Consider the following 23,219-nt stretch of genomic DNA (forward strand, 5'->3'; position numbering starts at 1 on the left):
GAGACGTCCATAGATGAGGAGACATCGATAGACTTGGTGTTGTATTCTTAAAGCTTCAATACTCTTCTGGAGATTAGGAGCTAGATGATGCTCAAAAATGATAAGTGGATTCTTGAACAAGCTCAAAAGGGAATGATTGAGCCTTTCGAGCCAGAGTTGGTTCGTCATGTTGAGCAAAGAAAGGTTATTAGCTATGGCTTATCTAGCTATGGATATGATTTAAGGCTAGCACCAGAAGACTTTAGAGTTTTTAGGCACATACCTGGAACAGTTGTAAATCCCAAAAGATTTAATCCTGACAATTTAGAATCAGTTCCGCTACAGGCAGACGAGGATGGTTCTTTCTTTATTATTCCTGCCAACTCTTATGCCCTTGGTGTGTCATTTGAGCGCCTCAGAATACCATCTAATATTACAGTTATTTGTATTGGAAAATCCACGATGGCTCGTTGTGGAATTATTGCCAATATTACTCCGGCTGAAGCATCTTGGGAAGGCTACTTAACTCTTGAATTTAGCAACGCGTCAAGTGCTGACTGTCGCATCTATGCAAATGAAGGAGTTCTCCAATTACTATTTTTGGAGGGTGAACCTTGTCAGACAACTTACGCAGATCGTTTTGGAAAGTATCAAAATCAACCTCAATCTGTTACTCTTGCCAAGGTTTAAGCTTCTTCGACTCTGACCCAGATAAATAACAATCTCAGAGAGATTCTGACTGCCTTGGGGGGAGTTCATCCTTGTCGTTTAAATTTTTCATAGCTTCCGCCTGATTAAATTGTTCAACAAGAAGCATCACTGTTACTAAAGTCAAAATAATGGTTGCAAGGATATTCAGGCTTGAAAGCGTAGAATTATTGGCTTCCACAAAATCTGCCAATTTCCTGAAAAAGCCTCCCCCTCTAGAGCCTGGCATTCTTGGCCTATCTTTCCCTCTAGGTATAACACCTTCTTTTTTGATGTCTAGTATATAAAGTGTACAAAACGGATCCTTCTTTTTTAGGGAAATTTTTTTGGTCCCCAAGTTAAAAACCGTTATGAGGAGTCGCCCATCAAAACCAGGATCTACCTTAGAAGACGTATTAGAAATACCTTCCATTAGCAACTTGACTTTAGGTACAATATGGCCAAATCGAGATCGAGGAAACTGGACTTCCTCATACGTCTCTATTATTACCGCTGCTCCCGGAGAAAGGTATAAAATACCATCGTCAAGTAGATCAGTTTTCCCAAGCTCTCTATGATCTCTATATTCACCACCAACTCTTAAGTCATAGCTAGCGTTACTGGATTTTTTTTCAATAACCTTATCTGCCTCAACTTGACTTCTATCCAAGTTTTTAATAAGTATGACATCTCCTTCAAGTCCCCCTGAGGACTCGAACTCTTCTCGGGTTTCTACTATTGTTTTATTGGCACAATCTATTAAAAATGGGATAACTGTCATGAGTAAATACAATATAGCGAGACTCACTCGCATGAAGTACAGGTCAGTTGCTCAAGCCTATTCATTTCAATAGCTTCCCAAATTGAGGTACACCTCACCCGTCCAGGAGCCGCTATAGAAAATGAACCATGCTCTTGTAACTTTCCGTTTAGGCAATTATATGGAACTTTCTCTTGGCATAGTGTAATATTCCCTGGCTTTTCTGGAATATTAAGTTCTTTATTAGCCTTGACGGGTTGGGTTGTCTGTGAGGGTTGGTGCCAGTATTAGTACAAATAAACATTCTATTACTGGATCCAGGAAATTCATTTGTACAATAGTAGTTGTCCAGTTATCGTTCTGGCGTTATCGGTGAGTAGATAGCCTAAATTAATCAACATTCCGATCGCGGTGTAACAAGGCTTCTAGAGGCTCAGGGTTACGTTTAATTAGGTTCCTCCACTAATCGGCCCTTAGCTGAAGCCGGGTAGCACGGCCCTGGTTGACTAACAAAAGCTTGTCTGAATATTGTTCAAAGCACTTTACAGCAAGGGTTTAAGGCGCTCAAATAAGGGTTGTGGCTCTGTTTTGCCTCAAACCTTTGGCTGGCAAGCATTTCAGAGGTTAGCAATCCAAGTTTTGTCCGTCAACCAGAGCGCGGCCACCTGACGCTTGAGTTTTCTAATTCGTCCAGTGCCGACTGCCGTATGTATGCCAATGAGGGCGTAGTGCAACTCATCTTCTTTGAAGGCGAGCCCTGTGAGGTCAGCTACGATACTCGACGGGGAAAATATCAAGATCAGTCTGAGCAAGTCACCTTAGCGCGGGTTTAATACCAATTCCTCTTTGTATGCCCCCGATTCAGAAGGGCAAACAACCGTTTGCCCCTACGATTTGGTCTTTTGGGAATCGGGGTTATGTGACTCGGATTTGGTATCAGGCTTTCCGCTAGGAGGCTAGCGCAGGCGGCAACACCTTGTAGTGCAGCTCTACAAAATCTTGGCCGTAGGTCTTGGCTGCCAGCAAAGGGCAAACAACCGTTTGCCCCTACGATTTGGTCTTTTGGGAATCGGGGTTATGTGACTCGGATTTGGTATCAGGCTTTCCGCTAGGAGACTGGCGCAGGCGGCAATACCTTGTAGTGCAGCTCTACAAAATCTTGGCCATAGGTCTTGGCTGCCAGCAGTTGCAGGGGCGGGTCTATGCGGCGAGGAAACAGCGAGGCACCGCCCCCCAGGGTGACCGAGGCCACCTGCAACACCATTTCGTCTAGCAATCCAGCGTCGTAAAACTGACCGGCCAGGTCGCCGCCACCCACCACCCAGAGATGTTTGGTGCCTGCGGCGATCGCCATTTCCCGGTGCGCTGGCCGCACATCTCCGCTGACAAAGCGCACATCGGCATCGACAATCAGGGGAAGCTGGCGCGAGGTAAACACCCAGGCGGGCACTTGGTATGGCCAAGGCTGAGGATCGCCCGACGCTGGGGCAATCTGGTGGTCGTAGATCCACTGGTAGGTGGTAGAGCCCATGGCGATCGCCCCCACGCCGGCCAAAAAATCGTCGAAGGTATTGGGCTCTAGCTCGCCAAACTGAAACAGCCAGTCGAGAGCATTGTTCTGGTCAGCAATGTAGCCATCCAGACTGGTAGCGGTGTAAAAAATTGTGGCCATACAGCTAGGTTTACTCACCCATGGTCATAGCAGTCAGAATACCAAAGTCTCTAGGCTACGCCTGGCATAGCTGAGAGCTAGGCTATGGCTACGTTGAGGGCGATCGCCCTACAGCTCTGAGTCACCCTGTACCCCTTGAATAATGCGCGATAGCTCGCTCTTTTCATCCACCGAGATGCGGGTGGGCGAGCCGCTAATGATCCGCTCCAGGTTGCGAAACGAGTCTTTAATATCGGGCCCGTTGCTGTTGATGGTGTACTCGCGAATGCCCTTGTCGTGCCACGAGCCGCGCATCTTAAACACGTTGATGGCGCGCGACAGCTCGCCCCGCACTTCCACGTATTGCAGCATCAAAATCGTGTCGGTAATGGTCGAAATATGCGACTCGGTAATGGAGTGCAACCCCATAAACTGCTCGGTGGTGTTGGTGAAAAAGCCGGTGATCTCTTCCTGCTTAGCAAAGCCCGTCACCCCAATCACAAACTGCCGGAAGGAGTTGTTGCTGACGCCGCGATCGAGGGCTGACAGCGAGTCGATCGCCACCCGCGAGGGCTTAAACTGCGAGATCTCGGTTTTAATGATTTGCAGGTGATCCTCCAGGCCTGCCGATTCGGGGTAGGCGCAGATAATCTTCAGCAGCCCCTGCTCCTCCATGGCCTCAAAATCGACCCCCCAAGAGTAGGCGTTGCGGGAAAGCTGCGCCCGCGACTCTTCATAGGCGAATAAGATCGCCCGCTCGCCGCTCTTGCAGCCGTCTACCAAAAACTTGCTGACCAGCAGGGTTTTGCCCGTGCCCGTCGCCCCGGTAGCGAGAATGATCGAATCTTTGAAGAAGCCGCCGCCGCACATTTCGTCAAGGGTGGGCACTCCAGACGACACCCGCGCATTGGACGATCGCTGGGTGAGCTGCATCGCCCCCAGCGGGAAGATATTGATGCCGTCGTTGGTGATGGTGAACGGGTACTCGCCCTTCATGTGGGTGGTGCCCCGCAGCTTGAGAATTTCGATGGTGCGGCGGCGGCGCTCCCCCTCCAGGGCGTTGCGGACGATGATCACGTTGTCGGAGACAAATTCTTCGACCCCAAAGCGGGCCACAGGGCCATACTCATCCAGACGCTCGGTGGTCATGATGGTGGTGACCCCCATCAACTTTAGCCGGGCCGTCAGGCGAAAGATCTCGCGGCGCACTACCGAGGCCGCGTCGTACTGCTGGAACACCGCCGTCACCGAGTCGATCGACACCCGCCGCGCCTTGTACTTGCGGATGGCGTACTGAATGCGCTCGATTAGGGCCGACAGGTCAAAATTGCCCACCACGTCCTGCCCTTCGGGATCGGGGGAGGCGTCGAGAATGAATAGCTTGCCCTCGTCTACCAGGCTCTGCAAATCCCAGCCAAAGCTGTAGGCGTTTTGGATGATGTCCTCGGGCGATTCCTCAAAGGTGACAAACACGCCGGGTTCGTCGAACTCGGTGATGCCGTTGTAGATAAACTGCACGGCGAACAGCGTTTTGCCGGTGCCAGAGGTGCCGCTGACCAGGGTCGATCGCCCCGCCGGAATACCACCGTGGCTGATGTCGTCGAGGCCCTCGATCATAGTGCGAATCTTTCGCACGCCCACAGGGTGGTGAGAGAGCTGCAAATCGGTTTGATCAGAGTCTGTCATGGGAAATGATTATGGTGATCGGGCAGAGCCGCCGCCATTGATAAATTACAAAACATTCTGAGGATCAAGCATACCCCGAACCGGTTAACCTACCAGACTTTGGCTGGGCCAACTCTATTCTGATAAGGGGTGGCGGCGCAGGCGGCTCTAGGAGTTAAAGAGCACAGGCTTTTAGCCGTAGATGTCGTCTTCCCGCAGCTCGTCGTAGAGCAGATCAAGGCCAATCAGCACCCGCTCCCGGTCAGACAGATCGCCAATGATTTTCCGCACCGGCGGCGGCAAAATTTTGGCCAGGGTGGGGGTAGCTAAGATCTTGTCCTCCTCCGCCAGCTGCGGATTTTTGAGCACGTCGATCACCTTGAGGGCGTACACTCCCTGAAACTCTTCTTCCAAAATATTGTTGAGGGTCTTTAGGGCTCGAATGGAGTTGGGAGTGTTGCCCGCGACATAGAGTTTAAGGATATAGGTCTTTTTGACGGAGCTCATAGAACCCTCTCGGTGACAGGGACAAAGTTGATTGTATCGGGAAGTTTTTCGTTTTATTTGCGTTTTATAGCAAGTCCAGCACAGGATCTGTAGTCTTCCTGGGCAAAACTCTACTGCTGGACTGGGATGAGGTAGATGAAATGCTGCAAAAGCTTTCCTAGAGCTCGCGGGGAACCGATCGCCGATACATTTCGCACAGGTGGGCAATTACGTCGATTAGCGTCAGGCGGTAGTCGAGTAAAATCTCTTCGCTCCGGCCTTCGATCTTGAGTTGTTTTGCGAAACTATCCATCAACTCCATGTGAATTTCGACAATCTGAGCCACCGAGATATCGGCCATAAAAGCCTGATCGACCAAGTCATCAATAAGCTGGTTTAGGTTAATTTTAGAATTTTTGGCAAAATACCCCAAAACAATCAGACGGTAGTTGGCCTTGAGCTGGTCGAGAAAAGTATCTCGGTCATGGGCGCTCATGTGGCGTAAAAAGGCGTTGGCATTGCGTTTGTAATAAACCCCCAGGTAGCCGAGACGGGCCTTGAGTCTTTCGGTAAGGCGGTGCTGCTGGGTCGTCAGACTGTCGCCGCAGGGTGTGCCTGGGCCAGACGACGGTGCCACTGGGCTAGGCAGCCGCAAAAACTCTTGAATGGCGCTCTGAATCACCCGATCAATCTGGGGTAAGGCCTCGGTGCTGCGGTGCACCACGGCCCCAGGGTAGGCCTCGGCGTCACCCATAGACAGGGCATTGGGTGACGCCGCATCAGCCTCTGCCGGGCCAATCAGCACCACCACTGGCAGCACTAAACTCAGCTGGACCAGCGCCGATCGCAGAGACTGCCGCCACACCCGATCACTTACGACCAAGCAGTCGGGTGGGTCGGGCCGGTTTTGCAGCCAGCTGAGGGCGTCATCAAACCCATCAACCCGATGAACAATATAGCGAATTGGATCCAAATCCAACTCGGGAATTTGCTGGATCTGATCACCATGGGTCAAGACATAGATCTGAAGAGGGGCAACCAAGGGGAGATAGAAATGATCAGGACATTGATCGACACTGAGATCGGCACTAAATTAGCACCCAGATAGGGGTAGAAACTCACCTGAGGCGGCGAGTTTCTACCCCTATGGGAGTTCTCAAGATATTGTCAATTGTAAAGGGTGGGTGTCATAGTACCGCCGATCCCTCGAATCTGTAACCAAAACCCTGGGGAAATAGCCCATGGCGCTGCCGCCCCTCGATTATGTGCTGACGACTGTACCGGCCTATGGGTTGACCACATCGCTGGGTGAGATGACCCAAGCTCTAGGTCAGCCGGGAGCGGTGGCGTCGAGCCACATTGTGGTGATCGATGACGAGCGTCGGCCCCTTGGGGCGATCGCCCTGGGGCGACTGTGGGCCACCCACTCGGCCTGGAGCCTGGCGGCGGTTTTCCCGGAGCCCCTGGTGAAGGATTGTCAGGCTGGGCTAGAGCCGGTGGTGGCGGTGGCGGTCAGCCAGCTGTTAGAGCCGTCGGTGATGGCTGAGCTGGGAGCGATCGCCCAGTCGATGACGGCCCCTACCCTGGTGGCGATCGATGCCGACGGTCAGTATCTGGGGGTGATCAGCCCGACTCGGTTGCTGGGCTGGCTGTCCATCTCATCTGCCACAGACCCCGCTGCCGAAAGGCCGCCCAGTGACCAACAGGCTTGGGTTGCAGAGCTCAGTCACGCCCTCAAGACCCCCATCACTACCCTGCTAGGCCTCTCGACGCTGCTGCTCGACAGTCGGGTGGGGTCGTTGAGCGATCGCCAGTTTCGCTACGTCAGCCTGATGCGCCAGGCAATTCGCAAGCTCACCGGTCTGGTCAATCTGCTGCTCGACTGGATGCGCTTAGAGTCTGGCCAGATCGACCTCACCCTGGAGCAAGTCAGTCTGCAACCGCTGGCCGACAGTCTGCTAGCCAATTTTCTGGCCGCCCAGCCCGAGGTCAAAGCCAGTGCCGACTGGGTTGACCAGTTTGCCCTGCACCTGGCCGCACCTAACCCCTCGGTGATGGCCGACCCCCTACGTCTGCGCCAGAGCCTGAACTATGGTTTGGGCTACCTGGTGGCTCAGGGGGCTAGCCCTGGCGGTCTGGTGGTCGAGCCCTGGGGGCCATGGCTGGGCCTCACCCTTTGGAGTGCTCAACCCTTAGGCTCAACCCCGGTCACTCCCTCGCTCCCTGGCCCTCCCCAGATGCCCCAGTCCCTGGACGGTCTAGGGTTAGCCCTGGCCCGGCGCTTGAGCCAGATCCATGGCGGTGAATTGAGCTGTCTGAGTGCGCTGACCTGGGGCAGTCATCTGACGCTGCTGCTGCCGCTGTCGCCAGATCTACCGGGCACCGAACCCATGCTGAGCACGGTGCTGGTGCTGGTGGCCAGCGCCAGTGAAGCCGTCATCGATCGCATCTACGGCAGCCTGCGCAGCAGTCCCTACCGCCTGGTGGTAGCCCCCTCATGTCATCACCTACTGGAAATGCAGCTGCGGCTCAACCCCCGATGTACCCTCATCCATTGGCCATCGCTGCCCGATGTGCCCAAGGCGGAGGCCGCTCGGCTAGCGCTGGTAGAACGTCAGAACCAAGCGGTAATTTTAACCGCTACGGAGGAGGGAGATCTCAGCCCCACAGCGATGGCCACCTATCTCGCCCTGCCTACCCTCGCCCAGAACCTGCGGCCAACCCTAGATCGGCTCTGCGCCGGAGGCCAAGCACCGATGCCGCCAGTGTTGCCCCCCGAGGGGTTGACCATGCTGCTGCTGCGATCGCCCGAGGCCGCAGCTAGTGCCCTCCCCCAGCCACTGCAAGACTGGCTCCAGCGCCATCGCTGTCGGTTGCTCCAGGTCGACGACTTGACCCAGGCCAATCTATTGAGTCGGGTATGGCAGCCCCAGGCCATCATTTTAGACAGGGTAGAGCCCGTGTCGGTGGCCTATCTCCAAGCCTTAACCACCTACTCAGACCTGGCCCAGCTGCCCCTGGTGACCTTAGTAGAACCGGCAGATAGCGGGGCAGCGATCGCCCTGGGTTTAGCCCTGAGGGTCTGCCCCGCACTGCTGAGCCAGCCGGCCCCCCAGGCAGTGACTCAACTGCTGACGGCGATCGCCGCGCCGCGCTGACCATAACTCCCTTATACCAAGTCCTCCTTGGCGACCCCCGATTCAGCAGGGCAAACAACCGTTTGCCCCTATGGTTTGGCCTTTTGGGAATTGGGGTTATGGGACTCGGATGCGGTATTAGATGTACCTCAGTCGCCTGAGAAGACGGGCGCTCAAACTTATACCCTAATCCTGGCATTGCTGGATACAGGTATGAATCAAAAATGCCGACGGCGCTCGTCGGGGCAAACGGCCGTTTGCCCCGACCCAAATTCATGCGTCGGTTCAGCAACGTCCTAATCCTAGACTTTTTGGCCTGAAATCCATGAGATTGTGTTTCTCAAACAGCATCTCTAGGCTTGCCAATGCACAATATTGGGCATATTTGGTAGAGACTGCCGTGGGGCACTTTCGACGCTATGCCATGCAGATACCTATGCAAGACCCTGAGATCCTTTATTCTGGCTCCCTGATTGCTGATCTTCCGGCCTCGCCCCCTTCTGCTAGTGCCTCTCTGCTGTATTGGTTGACCCTGGCTCTACTCGACCGCCACGGACAATCTAGGTCGGTTTCGACGGTAGATTTGCCCCCAGAGGCCTTTCCACCCGACAGGCCTTGCACAGCGCCCCAGCGGTTGATCGACGTCATGCCGGGCATTGTCTTTCAGGCCGAGGGCGATGCAGGTTGGTCGATGCGCTACCTCAGTGCGGGCTGCTATGCCCTGACTGGCTACCGCCCGGAAGAGTTGCTAGGCCCTGAGTCGCCTCTTTCCTACAATGCCATTACCCATGCTGAGGACTTAGATCGGGTGCTGACGACAATTCAGCAGGCGATCGATCGCGGTCAGCCCTACGAGGTGGAGTATCGCATTCAAACCCGCGACGGCACCCTGAAATGGGTGTGGGAGAAAGGATCGACTTTTCTCACACCGACGGGTGCGATCGATAGCATTGAGGGCTTTATCACCGACATTACGCCCCTCAAACAGTCGGAGGCTACCCTGCGCCTGGTGCAGCAAACCCTCAAACAGCGAGAGCAAACCCTAGCTACCCTGGCCGAAATCCAGCGCCAGCTTTTGACCTGGCGGTGGGAATGGCAGGAGGTCGCCATCACCCGGGTGTTTGCCGCCCTAGGGGAGATCTCCAGAGCCAGTCGGGTCTATTACTACGAGGTTCAGGGCTACGAGATTCAGGGCCACGAAATTCAAACTGGCAGCGGCAGCCCTCTGGCATTTAGCCAGTGCATCGAATGGTCGGCACCGGGGATAGTAGCTTTGGCTAACCATGCCCAGTTTCAGACCCTGCCTATTCACCCCCTGTTCACCGACTGGTATGCCCAGCTCAGCCAGCAGCAAACCATCAACCTGGTTGAAGCCGAGTTTTCGGCTTCTCAGCACCAGTTGTTGGCCAGTGATCCCTGTAGCGTTAAGGCGCTGTTACTGCTACCCGTGGTCGTCAAGGGGGTGTTTTTGGGGGTGATGGGGTTTAGCAACTGCACCGCCCCAACCCCCTGGAGCGATGCCGAAATTGACCTGCTGCGAGTGGTAGCTGCCGACATGGCCCTGGCCCTAGAGCGCCGTCAGAGTGAGCTGTCTCTGAAGCAGGCTGAGGCCAAATACCGCAGCATCTTTGAGAACTCAGTCGAGGGCATGTTTCAGACTACCCCTGCCGGGCAATACCTGACGGTAAACCCTATGCTGGCCAAGATCTACGGCTACGACTCCCCGGAGGAGCTGATTGAAACCCTCACCGATATCAACCAACAGCTCTACGTACAGCCAGGGCGACGGCAGGAATTCATTCGTCTCATGCAGGTGAATGGGGCTGTGCTGGGGTTTGAGTCTGAGGTTTACCGCAAAGACGGCAGTGCAATCTGGATCTCGGAGTCAGCTCGGGCCATCTATGGCGATCGCCAGGTGCTGATGGGCTATGAGGGCACTGTCGAAAATATTACCGATCGCAAGCAGGGCGAGGCGGCAATTTTGCGGCGCGATCGCCTGTTGCAAGGGGTGGCCGAAGCCAGCCAGTGCCTGCTGACCACCCTTGATATCAACCAGGCTCTACCCCAGGTGCTGAGCCGCCTAGGCGAGGCCGCCACCGCCGATCGCGCCTACGTCTACGCCCACCACCCCCATGCCACCGCCGGCACCCCGGCCATGACCATGCGCTATGAATGGACGGCTCCCGGCATTGCCCCCTCCATCGATCAGCCCCATTGGCAGGGGCAATCGTACAGTGACCTGGGCCTAGAGCGCTGGCATACCACCTTTCAACAGGGCGGATCGATCTGCGCTCTGACCCGCCATTTGCCTCTGGCAGAACGGGCGCTGCTAGAGAAAGACCACATCCAGGCGATTTTGATGGTGCCGATTTTTATTGGCACCACCATGTGGGGCTTTATTGGTTTTGACGCCTGCCAGCGGGAGTGGGAGTGGAACGCCAGCGATGAGTCAATCTTGGTGGCGGTGGCGGCCAGTCTCGGGGGTGCCCTCCAGCGGCAGCTAACCGAGGCCCAGATGTGCTATCAGGTCTACCACGACACCCTCACCGGGCTGCCCAACCGCGCCTTTTTTGACCAGCATTTGCCCGAGGCGATCGCCCGCACCCAGCACACCCAGCAGCGGCTGGCGGTCATCTTTCTCGATCTCGACAACTTTAAAACCATCAACGACACCCTCAGTCACGCCGTGGGCGATCTGCTGCTGCAACAGGTGACCCAGCGCATGAGCGCCGCTCTGCGCAGCGAAGATATTGTGGCCCGCTGGGGGGGCGATGAGTTTACCCTGATCTTGCCCAACCTGGGCAGCGCCGACGATGCCGCCAACATTGCCCAGCGCATTGCTGACCAGCTGACCCCGCCCTTTTTGCTGCAAAACCATGAGCTGCACGTCACGGCCAGCATTGGCATCGCCCTCTTCCCCGAAGATGGCCAAGATATGACCACCCTGCTGCAAAACGCAGATGCCGCCATGTACCGCGCCAAGCAGCAGGGGCGCAACACCATTCAGTTTTACACCCAAAGCCTCAGCACCGAAGCCGCCCAGCGGCTAAAGCTAGAGACCTACCTGCACCACGCCCTCGGTCGCGACGAATTTATTTTGTACTACCAGCCCCAGGTCGATGTGACCAGCGGCACCGTGGTGCAAATGGAAGCCCTGCTGCGGTGGCAGCACCCCAGCTTGGGCCTGGTAGCCCCGGCTCAGTTTATTCCTCTAGCAGAAGAAAATGGGCTGATCGTGCCCATTGGGGAATGGGTACTGCACCAGTCCTGTAGTCAGGTGATGGCTTGGCACCGGGCGGGGTTGCCTCTGGTGAAGCTGGCGGTCAACCTGTCGGCCCGGCAGCTCCAGCACCCCAACCTGGTGGCCATGGTTGAGCAGGTGCTGGCCGACACGGGGCTGCCCGTCACCTGCCTAGAGCTAGAAATCACTGAAACGGCAGCCATGGCTGACATGGCCGCCTCGATCGCCCGGCTTCGAGAACTGCGCCAGCTGGGCGTCAAAATCTCTATGGATGACTTTGGCACCGGCTACTCTTGCCTCAGCCACCTGAAGCAGTTTCCCCTCGACGCCATCAAGATCGATCGGGCCTTTGTCAAAGACTTGCCCCACAGCCCCGTCGATCAGGCCATGGTCAACGCCATCATTGCCATGGCCCAGGGGCTATCGCTGAGCGCAGTGGCCGAAGGGGTCGAGACCATTGAGCAGCAGCAGTGCCTGAGAGATCTGGGCTGCACCAAAATGCAGGGCTATTTGTTTGGCTACCCCCAACCAGCGGCGGCGGCAGCGGCGCACCTGGCTGCTGGGTCAGGGCTCTAGCCCAGAGCCGCCTTCAGGCTTTGGCAAAATATACCAATAGCCTGGAGAGCTTCTGGAGAATTTTCGCCCGCTAGGCGTTTGACAAAGGCGCTGCCAACAATGACGCCGTCGGCTCCCCAAGCCTTGAGCTGCTCGGCCTGGTCGGGGTCAGAGACGCCAAAACCTACCCCGATGGGTTTGTCGGTGGTCTGCTTGAGACTGTCGATCAGGTCTTTGACCCGGCTTTGCAGCTCACTGCGCATGCCGGTCACCCCGGTGACGCTGACCAGGTACACAAACCCCTGGGCCTGGGCGGCGATCGCCGCAATGCGATCGGGGGGTGACGTGGGGGCAACCAGCAGAGTGACATCGATCGCCGCCGCCGCCGCCGCCGTCAGCAAGGCCTCGACCTCTTCGAGGGGCAGGTCGGGCACCACCAGGCCAGCTACCCCCACCGCTGCCAGGTCGGCCATAAAGGTAGCAATGCCCCGATTGAGAATGGGGTTGTAGTAGGTGAACAAGATCAGCGGCGCTTGCAGCTCGGGCTGCACCTCCTTGACCATCGCCAGTACGTCGTCGAGGGTGACGCCCTGGGCTAGGGCGCGGGTGGCCGCCGCCTGGATCACCGGCCCGTCGGCTAGAGGATCAGAGTAGGGCACTCCGAGCTCGATGAAATCAGCGCCGTTTTGGTCGAGTACGCGCAGGGCCGCTGCCGTGGTGGCCAGATCGGGGTCGCCAGCGGTGATAAACGGAATCAGGGCGCACTGCCCCTGGGCCCGCAGGGCACGAAATCGATCGGAAACTAAGGCCATGACACAACACCGAAAACTCAGGGGAAGAGAGCCAGGCGATCGCCCAGCCCAATAGAGCACTCTAGGGCAAGCCGGTCTCTACGTCTATGGTCGCAGTTCCAATCCAGGCATTCACTAGTCGGTGACCGGCGGCTCGTCGGAGGGTGCCAGGTTTTCTTGTAGAGCTGCCAATTGGTCGGGGCTAAGCTCGTCGAGCCGCTTTTGCAGCACGGCTGACTCGTAGTCGGTCATTTGCTGGTTGAGGGTCATGTTGCGAGTCACCACCCGCAGCAGATAGCTGGCCAGCCAAGCGACCACCCCACCCACCATCACTGCCTGGCTCCAGATACCGGCAGAAATGCCGTCTAGGCCAAAGAGACGAAAGCCGATAAACAGACCGCCCCCGGCCAAAAAAATACCCAGCCCGATGGCGATCACGTCAATCCGTCGCATGGGTACCTATGACTTGAGATCGCGAGGCTGGGGCCGGAAGTTTAAAAATGGGCTGAACAGCAGTAGGCCGGGAAAGAACGCAAACACCAGGCCGTAGAGTAAGGTGCGCTCTACAGAACCGGCCACGTACCACCGCTGGCGCACATAGAAAATCAGCGCCAGGGGCACTACCACCAGGTAGGTACCGCCCAGCACAGCGTATGCGCCCAGGGCAAGCAAGAGATCATTGGAAAGTTCGATGGGCATAGCTGTAAAAGGGTTACGGCAGGAATGACTCTAAGGTAACGGGGATAACGGGGGCGCTTCACAACGCCTGCCATTCTGAAGGCAGGCCTAGTCTACTCCACATAATAGTAGGTCTAGGGCGCTTGTAAAGCAGCTGGCAGCACCACCGCCGGATCGCCGGTTTGCAGCAGCCCCCCTTGCAGCACTCGGGCGTAGAGTCGGCTGCTGCCGGGGTAGTGCTTTTGACCCATGCGGCTAAAGCGGCGATCGCTAAACCAGCGCATATTTTTGCGGCAGGGGGCAGCGTAGTCGGCAACCGCTATCTGCACCGCATTTCCCAGATAGATCAGCACCCCTGGGGCCAGGGCCGCCCAGTCGAGGCCAGCCAGGGTGAGGTTTTCGCCAGCGCAGCCGGGGGCAATGGGGTGTCCTTCCTGCTGAAGGGTCTCAATCACCTCTAGGGACCACAGACAGAGGGCGCGATCGGGGCCACCGTGATACTTGAGGTTTTGCTGGCGATCGCCCACCAGACCTAGCGCTGTCACCTCGGCGGTGGCAACGGGTAGCTTGGGAACGCCACCGTCGGAGAGATTAATTTGCACGATACGTCCAGGGTGATGCATAGCTTTATCTTCGTTGGCTGGCGAGCCGGGGGGCGCAGCTATCCTGAACCCTCAACGGCTGGGAAGACTTTTGGAAAATAGTTTCCTCGCTGGTGGGCCGTGCCCACCCTACGGTGGCTACAGTTTTCTCTAGGGTGGCTCCAGTCGCTGAATTTAACCTGGTATCTTCTCTTCCAGAAATCTCTTTGAGTCGCTGGAGCATCAAAGCCAGATCGGCAGCCAGCAGGAGCTGGGTGGCAGGGGTAAGGGGGGGAATATGCACAAACAACGCCTGCACGGGCCAGCGATGGCAGTCGATCGCCCCCAGCAGGCGGAAGTAGAGGTGGTTGCACACGTAGGTGCCAGCGTCTTCGCTAATGCCGCTGAGGTGGGTGTCGGCCACCAGTGCCTCTAAGGGTAGCCCTGTGGCCAAGACTTGACCCTGCTGGCGACCGTAGCGCTCTAGATGCAGCTGCGATCGCCCCTCGGCCATACCACAACACACCACCACCGCAGGCCGCAGCTCTACGACCTTGGCCAACACTCGAATCGGTGCCAGCTCGAAACTGACCGGAATCTGGCGCATCACCGTGGTACCTGCCGGAATGCGGCGAGCCTTTTGGAGATGGGCCACCAGGTCATCGGCGGCGTTGGAGCGCTGGTGGGCGCGCCAGGGGGCAAAGGTGGTGAGCAGCACCGGCTCTACCCCTCGCCGGTGATCGACAGAGCATCGACCCACACGCGGGGGCAGATGCCGCCGGGGGTAACTTCAACCTCGGGCTCGACGTGGACGATCGCCTTCAGCAGATCGCGAAAATCGCCCGCCACCGTAGCCGACTCGATGCTGGTGCGGCTACCCCCATTCACCAGCCAGCCGTCAAAGGGCAGCGAAAATGACCCCTGCAATGAGTTCACCCCGGCGTGGAGGGCTTGCAGATCGTCGATGAAAATCACATTCTCAGCATTCTCCAGGTTGAACTCTGAGGAGGCTGCGGCCCCCGGCAGCACGTGGTAGTAGCTGGGGCTGACCGACACCTTTGCGCCAATGCTGGCGTGGCCCGTGGGGCTAGCCCCCATGCGCTTGGCCGTACCGGCACTGTGGAGAAAGTGGGTGAGCACCCCCTGCTCAATAATTGGCACCCGGCGGGTGGGGGTGCCTTCATCATCAAAGGTCTCAGCGCTGACGTTTTCGGGGTGGAGGGCATCGTCGTACACCGACAGCAGCGGCGACGCGACGACCGTACCCAGGGAATCCGCCGTAGAGAGACTGCGGTTATCCAAAATGCTCTGGGCGTTGTACATATTCGAGAACGCCCCCAACAGGCTCAAAAACGCCTCACCCGAGAACACCACCCGATACTTGCCCGTGGCCACTTTGTCGTAGTCGAGGTGGCTGATGGTTTTTTCAGCGGCTTCCTTCAGACAGCCCTCCAGATCTAGCAGGGGCAGGCCCCGGTTGACCCGCATGGCCCCCGCCGATCGCGGCTTGCGGCCTTCCTGCTCGGTCTTGCTATAGAGATACACTGACGTGTAAGAGCGAGCTTCGTGACGCAGAGCCCCAGCGCTGTTGAGGTAAAAGCGATCAATAGCGCGCTGGGCCAGCCCGTTGTAAGGCACACTCGCGATCGCCGGATGGGCCTCCAGCAGCTGCTCCTCTAGGCCAACCAGGGTCGAAATCAGATCGCCCACCGGGGCAGGCGGCACCGTTTCTACCTGCACATCGGCGGTAGGGGCTACGGCCTCAGGGCTAAAGTCAGGAATATTGTCATCGACCCCAAAGGCACTGGCCTCCTGAGCCGTTTGCAGCGCCAGATCCATCCCCACCGGGTCGACATCGCTGGTAGAGGTCACCCCTACCTTGCCGTCGCCGTTCCACACCCGCACGATCACGCTGGAGCGGTTCGAGGCCTTGACCTGTTTGGGGTCGCCCTTATCGACCTGCACGCTGGTCTCATCTACGGAAGATCCGTACACGTCATATTTGCTAATGCCGAGTTTCTTGGCGCTAGTTTCGGCGTAGGTAGCGATGTCTTGAATGGAGGGCATAGAGGTAAAGGGGTGGAGGAATAAAAGGTGGAATCGCTATAGGCGATTAATTAACTTGTCGTACTCAGCGTGGGTTCCAATCCAGAACCAGGAAATACCGTTCTCAACTTCTACACCTAAAGCTCGATGGCTTAAGCCTGCGCGAACAGACCAGTAATTTTTGCCCAATTTCTTAAAGTGCAAAGAGGGATGGGACGGGTCGGATTTGAGTAACTTGTAACATTCATCCGCAGTGCGCTGTACGCTTTCGGGGAGGGCGCTGTAGCACTGCCAAAAGCGTCGGGAGGCGTAGTGCATCAAAGCTCTTGGCAGTGGCCTGCTGCAAATTCAGCGATCGCCTCTTGAGCCAAGGCGTCTAGCTTACCGCCTGCAACATCCTGCTCTAACTGCTGATCCCAACGCTCGTAGTCCAGGTCAAAAAACCAGTTTCTTAGCATTTCAAACTCACTAGATGGCAGCGAAACGATCGCCGCCTCAATTTGTTCAAGATTCGATATCAACACGTTAGAAATCCCTGGCTGTCAATACTGCAACAAACAGGCTTAGCACGAAGTAGGGTGATGGCTACTCCTCATTATGTTTCCTTAGCGGCCCAATTAGTATTAGTCATTGCCTATCGTCCGCCGACAGTAATCGAGTCCACCTTGAGGTGGGGCTGGCCGACGGTAACGTAGATGCTGCCGCTGATCGAGCCGCAGAAACCAGCGGCCAGATCCAAGTCGTTGGAGCACATAGAGATTTTGTCCATGATTTCGGTGGCTTCGCCGATTAGGGTGGCGCCTTTGAGGGGCTTGGTGATCTGGCCGTTTTCGATCAGGTAGGCTTCGGAGACAGCGAAGTTGAACTGGCCGGTAGCCCCGACGCTGCCGCCGCCCATCTGCTTGCAGTAGATGCCTTTTTCTACCGAGGCAAATAGCTCATTCACCGAGTAGTCGCCGGGGGCAATGTAGGTGTTGCGCATGCGGCTGGCGGCGGCGTAGGTAAAGCCCTGGCGACGACCGCTGCCGGTGCGGGGGTGGCCGGTGCGCATGGAGCCAGCGCGATCGCTAATAAAGTTCTTGAGAATGCCATTCTCGATCAGCAGGGTGCGCTGGGCGGGCATACCTTCATCATCCATGTCGATGGTGCCAAAGGCGTCGGGCGACAGGCCCTCATCCCAGGCGGTAAGGTTCTCATGGGCGATCTTCTGGCCTTTTTTGTCGATGAAGGGGGTGGTGCCGCGTTCAATTTGGGTGGTTTCGAGCAGGTGACCACAGGCCTCGTGGAAGATCACTCCGCCAAACTTGTTGGCCATGATGATCGGGTAGGTACCCGACTCGACGTAGTCGGCATAGAGCATTTTGCCCGCCGACTCGGCCACATCGGCGGCGGCGGTTTGGTAGTCCCACCCACGGAGAAAGGCAGGGTCGCTGGTGTCGCCCGCCCGCTGCCCGATCGAGGAACGGTGCTCGCCGTCGGCGCACAGCAGGTTGTAGCCCACCGACTGGGTGAGGCGAATGTCGCGGGCAAAGGTACCGTCGCTGGCGGCCACCAGCACCTCTTGCCAATCGCGGAAGTAGACGGCCCGGCGCGACTGCACGTGGGTAGCCTCTTTGGCGAGGGCATCGTTAGCGGCCAGCAGCACGTCGCCCATCTCTTGCATAGAGCTGCACTGGGCCAGCCAGGCATCTTTACCCTTGAGGGTGGCGTAGTCGCGCAGCAGCTCCAGGTTAATTTCGGCCAGGTTGGCGTGGGGGCCGGGCAGGGTCAGACCCATGATGCCCAGGGCCTTGTCGAGGGCAGACTTGAGACCGTCAAAGGTGAGGTCGTTGGTGCTGACGTAGCAGTCAGCTTTGCCGAGAAACACCCGCACCCCGGCCCCTGTGACCAGGCGAGGCGACAGGCTGGTGATGGCGTCGTCTTCGGCCTGGCAGCTGATGTAGTTATTTTTTTCTAAGAAAAATTCTACAAAGTCGGCCCCAGCAGCACGACCCAGGCCCAGCAGGGTTGACAGCATGCCCTCCCAGGCGGAACCGAAGCGATCGCGCGGCGCTGAGTAATCTTTTTGCAGCAGATCATGGGTTTTGAGCAGCGGGGTCGGCAGGGGTGCAACCGTCATACCAGAGAATCCTTGATGGGGTGGGAGGAATGGTGATTGAATTTCTCACAGTCTAACAAACTCGCCCCAATAAGCTCGTGCCGCCCCAGTCGGGGCGGTCGAGACGCTAGACCAGGGTGGAGAGTGAGCCGCCTGCCCCAGTCCCAAGGGTTTACTCCTAACATCGTCATCTGAAAATATTGCCGCCTGTAATAGTTCAGAAAGCAATATTGCAGATGGCTAGCCCAGTGGCCCATGGTTCCAAAAGCCTGTGCTAAGATGGCCGCAAAGCAAAGATTAAGCAAATCTAAAGCTCGTATCTCTAAAGCTCTGCCATAGTCCTTGCCTGTTTTTTGGGCCTAGGGGCGATCGCAGACCTCAGCCACCCTAAAGTCAGTCCTACACGTGCTCTTTGACCACGGGCGGAATGCCTCCTCAGCAGGTGCTAGCTAGTCCCTGCCGTTCCTAGCCCCAACAAGGAGTCTATGTTTCCTTCAGTTGTGCAAAATTCCCCTCCTGAGTCCTACACGATTTGCCCCCAGCCGCCTCTGATTTTGGTGGTTGATGACGACGATGACAGCCTCACGCTAATGGCCTATATTTTGGAACAGTTCTCGTTTCAGGCCTGTTTTGTAGCCGATGGTCTGGCCGCCCTAAGGGCGGCTCAGCAGCTGAGACCGCAGCTCATTTTGTCAGATATCTACTTGCCCCAGGTGGATGGCTATAGCCTGATTCAGCAGCTGCGAGCCAATAGTACGACTCAAAATATTCCGGTGGTGGCCGTGACGGCCTTGGCCAGCTCAGACGATCGCGATAAAATTCTCACGGCTGGGTTTGATGGCTATTTGAGTAAGCCTTTTCTCATTCAGTCTCTAGAGCAGCTAATTCATCGGTTCATCGGCCTGCCGGTCAGCAGTCTTTAGCGCTGGGGCGCAGGTCGGGCGGGCTCGAGAGAATGATAACGATACTGGTACGGCCAGTGGCCAGAGTGGCGTCGGTCAAAATATCGATTACTTGACGATCTAGCGCCTCTTCTATGAGGTCAACAATCTGAGGTCGCAGGGCGGTGGCGAGATCGTCTCGCACCTGTTCGGCTAAGTCAGACTCACCATGTTTGACCAGGAGCTGTTCGGGCTTAGTGACTGAGTCTTCGATTACCAGCATGACTTTTTCGTCAGCAATTTGGCAGGTAATTTTGCCGGGGGTATGATTTAGCTGCTGACGGTATAGCCGCTGAAACTGCTGGGATAACTGTCGCTGAAGCTGGCCCTGGGTGGGCACTAGAGTAGTAGATGAGGGTATATCCATCGCCGTAGATAATAGATTTTGACAACCGACCCCAAGCCGTAAACCAGGGTTACGGACGGTCGTGAAACATATAGAGCTGACTTCACAAAAACTGCGATCTTCTACCCCAAAAACACTCTCAACCGCTAGATCTCTGGTCGGCAAGCAGGCTAGTAGAGTAGGCCGATACGAGGACAAGCCCCGATCAAGATCTGTAGAGTTTCCTCAGAAAGGCTCCAGTTATGCACTTGAATGAGGCTCTAGCGGGCTAGGTCACTAGGCCCGATCGCAGGGCGCGGACGGCGGCCTTGGTGCGATCGTCTACCCCAAGTTTGTTGAGAATGCTGCGCACGTGGGTTTTAACCGTGCCGACGGTAATGTAAGAGCGCTCGGCGATCTCAGCGTTGCTGCAGCCGCCAACGATGAGTTCTAAAATCTCTAGCTCGCGCTCAGTCAGGGGGTATGACTCTAAAATTTGCTCAAACTCAGGCTCTACCGCTTCGATCGAGACGGTGCGGTTGCCCACCGCCACGGCTCCAGCAGGGGTTTTGCGCACCTGACGCAGTACGACACTGGCTACGGCAGGGTCAATCCAAGAGTTGCCTTCGTTAGTTTCGCGCACCGCTACGATCAGCTCGTCAAGCTCAGTCTGCTTCATGCAGTAAGAGTCGGCACCGGCAGCAAAGGCGGCCATCACCGCAGCCTCACTGTCGTGCATGGTGAGCATGAGCACGCGGGTGGGGGTGCCCTCTTGACCACTCTGAGACTGGCGCAGGCGTTCTACCACCTCAATGCCGTCCATGTCAGGCAGGCCAATGTCGACGATAGCGATATCGGGGTGCTCGGTTTCGAGCAGGCTGAGGCCTCGGCTGCCATTGGCCGCCTCACCTACCACGGTCATGCCGGGGGTGCGCTGGAGGGCCGCCTTGAGCCCCAAGCGGGTGAGGTCATGGTCTTCGATGAGTACGATGCGAATATCTGTCATAGGTAGTCCTCATAACGAGGCATAAAAAGTGGTGCGGGCTATCAATCAGTCCGAAGTGACTAGATTATCGGGCAACTGATAGGGGCTGACACGTATCCCTAGGCAGACCTGTGCCCATGCCGGGCTCTATCCCAAGATAGACTGTTCTTATATGGGCTGTATATGAATGGACTGTAGACTCGCTCGGACAGGTGCGATCGGCCATAGCCAACCTAGCTAGAACAGTTCAAACAGGCTGGGCTTGATGGCCCGCCATGGCGCTCCCCCAGTGCTTGCTGGTGCCAGGGGCAGAGACCCTAAGCACCATGGCCATCGTTATAACGTTTGCTGAGGATAGTGCCATGGTTGAGAATTGGCAGACTCTGTGGTCGGGGCCGTATATTCCCCACGGGCACTGTTATCTATGGCAGCCGGGGCTGGTGTGGCTGCACCTGCTGTCAGACGCGCTGATTGCGCTGGCCTACTTTTTGATTGCCGGGTCGCTGGTGTACTTTGTGCAGCGGCGAGCCGATGCCCCCTTTAGGTCGCTGTTTTGGCTGTTTGCCGCGTTTATCGCGGCCTGCGGCACAACCCATCTGCTGGCGGTGTGGACGCTGTGGTTTCCGACCTATTGGGTGTCGGGCACGGTGAAGGCTTTCACTGCGCTGTTGTCTCTCTATACGGCGCTAGAGCTGATACCCCGCCTGCCCCTGGCCCTGGCCCTGCCAAGTCCTCAGCAGCTGATGGAGCTAAATCAGACTTTGCACAAGGAGATTGGCGATCGCAAGCAGGCAGAAGCCAGCCTCCGCACCGCCGAAACAGAAGTTCGCCAGCTCAACCAAACCCTCGAAGACCGGGTACAGCGCCGCACCGCCCAGCTAGAGTCGGCCAACCAGCAGATTGAAGCGCTGCTCGATCAAGAGCGACAAGCTCGCACCAATTTACAGGTGGCCAAAGATGAGTTGCAGGACACCGCCGAGCGGTTAAACCTGGCGCTCAGTGCCGCCCAAATGGGGTCTTGGGATTGGCATCTAGATACTGACAGTCAAATTTGGTCAGCCCAGACCGAGCGCATTCTGGGGTTTGAGCCGGGCACCGCCAGCCACACCGCCGAGGTCTGGGCCACCCAAGTGCACCCCGACGATCTACCCGCCATGGAGAAGTTGGTTCAACAGGCGATCGCCACCTACTCAGAGTTTGTCGGGCAGTACCGGGTACAGTGGCCCGACCGCACCTGGCACTGGGTCAGCACCTATGGTCGGGTGGTGGCCGTCAAAGACCAATCTAGCCAGCGCATGGTGGGCGTGATTCAAGACATTACTGCGGCTAAGCAGGCTGAGCTATCGCTGCGGGCCAGCGAGGCTCGTTTTCGGGCTGTGTTTGAGCAGGCGGCGGTGGGCATGGCTCGACTCAATCTCCAGGGGCAATGGATTCAGGTCAACCAAAAGCTTTGCGAGATCTTGGGCTATCAGCCCGCTGACCTGCTCTATCAGCACTTTGAAGCCATCACCTACGACGCTGATAAAGCTCAGGATGAAGCCTATTTTCAGCAGCTAATCACCGGTGCCCAGACCTCTCTCCAGTTTGAAAAACGCTACCTGCGCCACGATGGCACCCCAATCTGGGCACTAGTGACGGTTTCGACTGAGAGCGACGCCGCCGATGGCCCCACCGCCCTAATCGCCATCATCGAAGCGATCGAAGACCGCAAGGCCGCCAGCGAAGAGCTGCTGCGCCGGGCTGACGAACTGTCTCACACCAATCTGGTGCTGGCCCACACCACGGCGATGCTCGAACAGCGCAATGCCGAACTTGACCAGTTTGCCTACGTCACCTCCCACGACCTCAAGGCTCCCCTGCGGGCGATCTCGAACCTGGCCGACTGGATTGGTGAAGACCTAGAGGGCCAAATACCGCCAGAAAACCGTCACCAGCTTGAGCTACTGCGCAACCGGGTGCAGCGCATGGAATCGTTGATCAACGGCCTGCTGGAATATTCGCGGGTGGGGCGTCGCCAGCGCAGCATTGTGGCCGTCGATCTAAACCTGCTGTTGGCCAATGTGGTTGATTCGTTGGCCCCTCCCAAGGGCTTTGTAGTCGATATTCCGGCTGATATGCCCACCCTCTACAGCCACAAAACGGCCCTGGGTCAAGTGTTTGCCAACCTGATCAACAACGCGATCAAGCACCACCATCGGCTGGCCGCAGCCGACCCAGAGGGCATTTGCGGCACCGTGAGCCTGACCTGGCAGGCTAAAAATGGGTGGCTAGAGTTTGCGATCGCCGACGATGGCCCCGGCATTGCCCCCCAGTATCACGACAAGATCTTTACCATCTTTCAAACCCTCAAAGCCCGCGACGACTTTGAGAGCACCGGCGTTGGCCTAGCAGTGGTGAAAAAAATTGTTGAAGCCGAACATGGTCGCGTTTGGCTGACGTCTAATGTTGGCAAAGGCACTGTCTTTTATTTCACCTGGCCGTATCACAAAACCCCGCCAGCTGAGGCCTAAGCAGCGGCTCGACGGCGTTGTGTAATTCTCTCGGCAGTGCTCATTGGTAGTCAGTGGGTTATCGTACAGCCTCCTGTAGTTAGGCCAGTCACCCGATCATCAT

The 23,219-nt window shown here is 56.8% G+C and carries 21 protein-coding genes and 1 pseudogene; 6 read left to right on the forward strand and 16 right to left on the reverse strand.

The features are described from left to right. The first annotated feature begins 87 nt into the window (after positions 1-87). Positions 88-669: a dCTP deaminase gene (dcd, locus tag AC0QKW_RS12280; RefSeq protein ID WP_473151403.1), complete on the forward strand. Its 582-nt coding sequence runs from the start codon at positions 88-90 to the stop codon at positions 667-669. Between the two features lie 34 nt (positions 670-703). On the opposite strand, the gene AC0QKW_RS12285 is transcribed toward dcd, so the two are convergent. Next, the gene (locus AC0QKW_RS12285) at positions 704-1,447 is read right to left on the reverse strand and encodes a dCTP deaminase domain-containing protein (protein WP_473151364.1); all 744 of its coding nucleotides are present in this window, start codon (positions 1,445-1,447) and stop codon (positions 704-706) included. Between the two features lie 635 nt (positions 1,448-2,082). Between AC0QKW_RS12285 and AC0QKW_RS12290 the strand changes: the two are divergent. Then, positions 2,083-2,259, forward strand: a pseudogene (locus tag AC0QKW_RS12290) (deoxycytidine triphosphate deaminase); the annotation flags it as partial. A gap of 275 nt (positions 2,260-2,534) precedes the next feature. Here the strand turns inward: AC0QKW_RS12290 and AC0QKW_RS12295 are convergent. The 4 genes from AC0QKW_RS12295 to AC0QKW_RS12310 all read right to left on the reverse strand — a co-directional run bounded on the left by AC0QKW_RS12295 (position 2,535) and on the right by AC0QKW_RS12310 (position 6,270). Beyond that, positions 2,535-3,098, reverse strand: coding sequence for a dihydrofolate reductase family protein (locus AC0QKW_RS12295; RefSeq protein WP_473151365.1), 564 nt, complete (start codon positions 3,096-3,098; stop codon positions 2,535-2,537). A 108-nt stretch (positions 3,099-3,206) separates the two neighbouring features. Next, the gene (gene kaiC / locus AC0QKW_RS12300; RefSeq protein WP_473151366.1) at positions 3,207-4,763 is read right to left on the reverse strand and encodes a circadian clock protein KaiC; all 1,557 of its coding nucleotides are present in this window, start codon (positions 4,761-4,763) and stop codon (positions 3,207-3,209) included. Positions 4,764-4,934: 171 nt separating this feature from the next. Next, complete coding sequence (gene kaiB, locus AC0QKW_RS12305) at positions 4,935-5,249, reverse strand: circadian clock protein KaiB (protein WP_017301921.1); 315 nt, start codon at positions 5,247-5,249, stop codon at positions 4,935-4,937. Between the two features lie 157 nt (positions 5,250-5,406). After that, on the reverse strand, positions 5,407-6,270 hold the full coding sequence (locus tag AC0QKW_RS12310; protein ID WP_473151367.1) for a circadian clock protein KaiA: 864 nt from the start codon (positions 6,268-6,270) through the stop codon (positions 5,407-5,409). 199 nt (positions 6,271-6,469) lie between these two features. Between AC0QKW_RS12310 and AC0QKW_RS12315 the strand changes: the two genes are divergently transcribed. Next, a complete protein-coding gene (locus tag AC0QKW_RS12315) occupies positions 6,470-8,386 on the forward strand; it encodes a sensor histidine kinase (protein WP_473151368.1) in 1,917 nt (638 codons plus the stop codon). A gap of 415 nt (positions 8,387-8,801) precedes the next feature. Then, a complete protein-coding gene (locus AC0QKW_RS12320; protein WP_473151369.1) occupies positions 8,802-12,182 on the forward strand; it encodes an EAL domain-containing protein in 3,381 nt (1,126 codons plus the stop codon). Here the strand turns inward: AC0QKW_RS12320 and trpA are convergent. The 9 genes from trpA to AC0QKW_RS12365 form a co-directional block, all read right to left on the reverse strand. Then, positions 12,179-12,973, reverse strand: a complete 795-nt coding sequence (gene trpA / locus AC0QKW_RS12325; RefSeq protein WP_473151370.1) for a tryptophan synthase subunit alpha — start codon at positions 12,971-12,973, stop codon at positions 12,179-12,181. The two genes, AC0QKW_RS12320 and trpA, sit on opposite strands and share 4 nt — an antisense overlap. A 114-nt stretch (positions 12,974-13,087) precedes the next feature. Further along, positions 13,088-13,405: a DUF3007 family protein gene (locus AC0QKW_RS12330; protein WP_473151371.1), complete on the reverse strand. Its 318-nt coding sequence runs from the start codon at positions 13,403-13,405 to the stop codon at positions 13,088-13,090. A 6-nt stretch (positions 13,406-13,411) separates the two neighbouring features. Beyond that, on the reverse strand, positions 13,412-13,651 hold the full coding sequence (gene ndhL / locus AC0QKW_RS12335) for an NAD(P)H-quinone oxidoreductase subunit L (RefSeq protein WP_473151372.1): 240 nt from the start codon (positions 13,649-13,651) through the stop codon (positions 13,412-13,414). Between the two features lie 113 nt (positions 13,652-13,764). After that, positions 13,765-14,253: an MOSC domain-containing protein gene (locus tag AC0QKW_RS12340; RefSeq protein WP_473151373.1), complete on the reverse strand. Its 489-nt coding sequence runs from the start codon at positions 14,251-14,253 to the stop codon at positions 13,765-13,767. Positions 14,254-14,257: 4 nt separating this feature from the next. Beyond that, the gene (locus AC0QKW_RS12345; protein WP_473151374.1) at positions 14,258-14,971 is read right to left on the reverse strand and encodes a pyroglutamyl-peptidase I family protein; all 714 of its coding nucleotides are present in this window, start codon (positions 14,969-14,971) and stop codon (positions 14,258-14,260) included. Beyond that, complete coding sequence (locus AC0QKW_RS12350; protein ID WP_473151375.1) at positions 14,935-16,278, reverse strand: TldD/PmbA family protein; 1,344 nt, start codon at positions 16,276-16,278, stop codon at positions 14,935-14,937. The genes AC0QKW_RS12345 and AC0QKW_RS12350 overlap by 37 nt, the downstream gene beginning before the upstream one ends. Before the next feature lie 36 nt (positions 16,279-16,314). Beyond that, complete coding sequence (locus tag AC0QKW_RS12355) at positions 16,315-16,575, reverse strand: ParE family toxin-like protein (protein ID WP_473151376.1); 261 nt, start codon at positions 16,573-16,575, stop codon at positions 16,315-16,317. Further along, complete coding sequence (locus AC0QKW_RS12360) at positions 16,575-16,775, reverse strand: hypothetical protein (protein WP_473151404.1); 201 nt, start codon at positions 16,773-16,775, stop codon at positions 16,575-16,577. Before AC0QKW_RS12360 ends, AC0QKW_RS12355 begins: the two co-directional genes overlap by 1 nt. A gap of 116 nt (positions 16,776-16,891) precedes the next feature. Continuing rightward, positions 16,892-18,376, reverse strand: a complete 1,485-nt coding sequence (locus AC0QKW_RS12365) for a TldD/PmbA family protein (RefSeq protein ID WP_473151377.1) — start codon at positions 18,374-18,376, stop codon at positions 16,892-16,894. A 464-nt stretch (positions 18,377-18,840) separates the two neighbouring features. Between AC0QKW_RS12365 and AC0QKW_RS12370 the strand changes: the two genes are divergently transcribed. Further along, the gene (locus AC0QKW_RS12370; RefSeq protein WP_473151378.1) at positions 18,841-19,278 is read left to right on the forward strand and encodes a response regulator; all 438 of its coding nucleotides are present in this window, start codon (positions 18,841-18,843) and stop codon (positions 19,276-19,278) included. Here the strand turns inward: AC0QKW_RS12370 and AC0QKW_RS12375 are convergent. Both AC0QKW_RS12375 and AC0QKW_RS12380 read right to left on the reverse strand, forming a co-directional pair. Further along, positions 19,265-19,663: a Na-translocating system protein MpsC family protein gene (locus AC0QKW_RS12375; RefSeq protein ID WP_473151379.1), complete on the reverse strand. Its 399-nt coding sequence runs from the start codon at positions 19,661-19,663 to the stop codon at positions 19,265-19,267. The genes AC0QKW_RS12370 and AC0QKW_RS12375 overlap by 14 nt on opposite strands. A 247-nt stretch (positions 19,664-19,910) precedes the next feature. Next, entirely contained in the window at positions 19,911-20,627 is a 717-nt protein-coding gene (locus AC0QKW_RS12380; RefSeq protein WP_473151380.1) for a response regulator, read from the reverse strand. 341 nt (positions 20,628-20,968) lie between these two features. Here AC0QKW_RS12380 and AC0QKW_RS12385 point away from each other — a divergent pair, with 341 nt between their 5' ends. Next, on the forward strand, positions 20,969-23,116 hold the full coding sequence (locus AC0QKW_RS12385) for a sensor histidine kinase (protein WP_473151381.1): 2,148 nt from the start codon (positions 20,969-20,971) through the stop codon (positions 23,114-23,116). The last annotated feature ends 103 nt before the right edge of the window (positions 23,117-23,219 follow it).

The sequence above is a fragment of the Pseudanabaena sp. PCC 9330 genome, assembly GCF_055795045.1.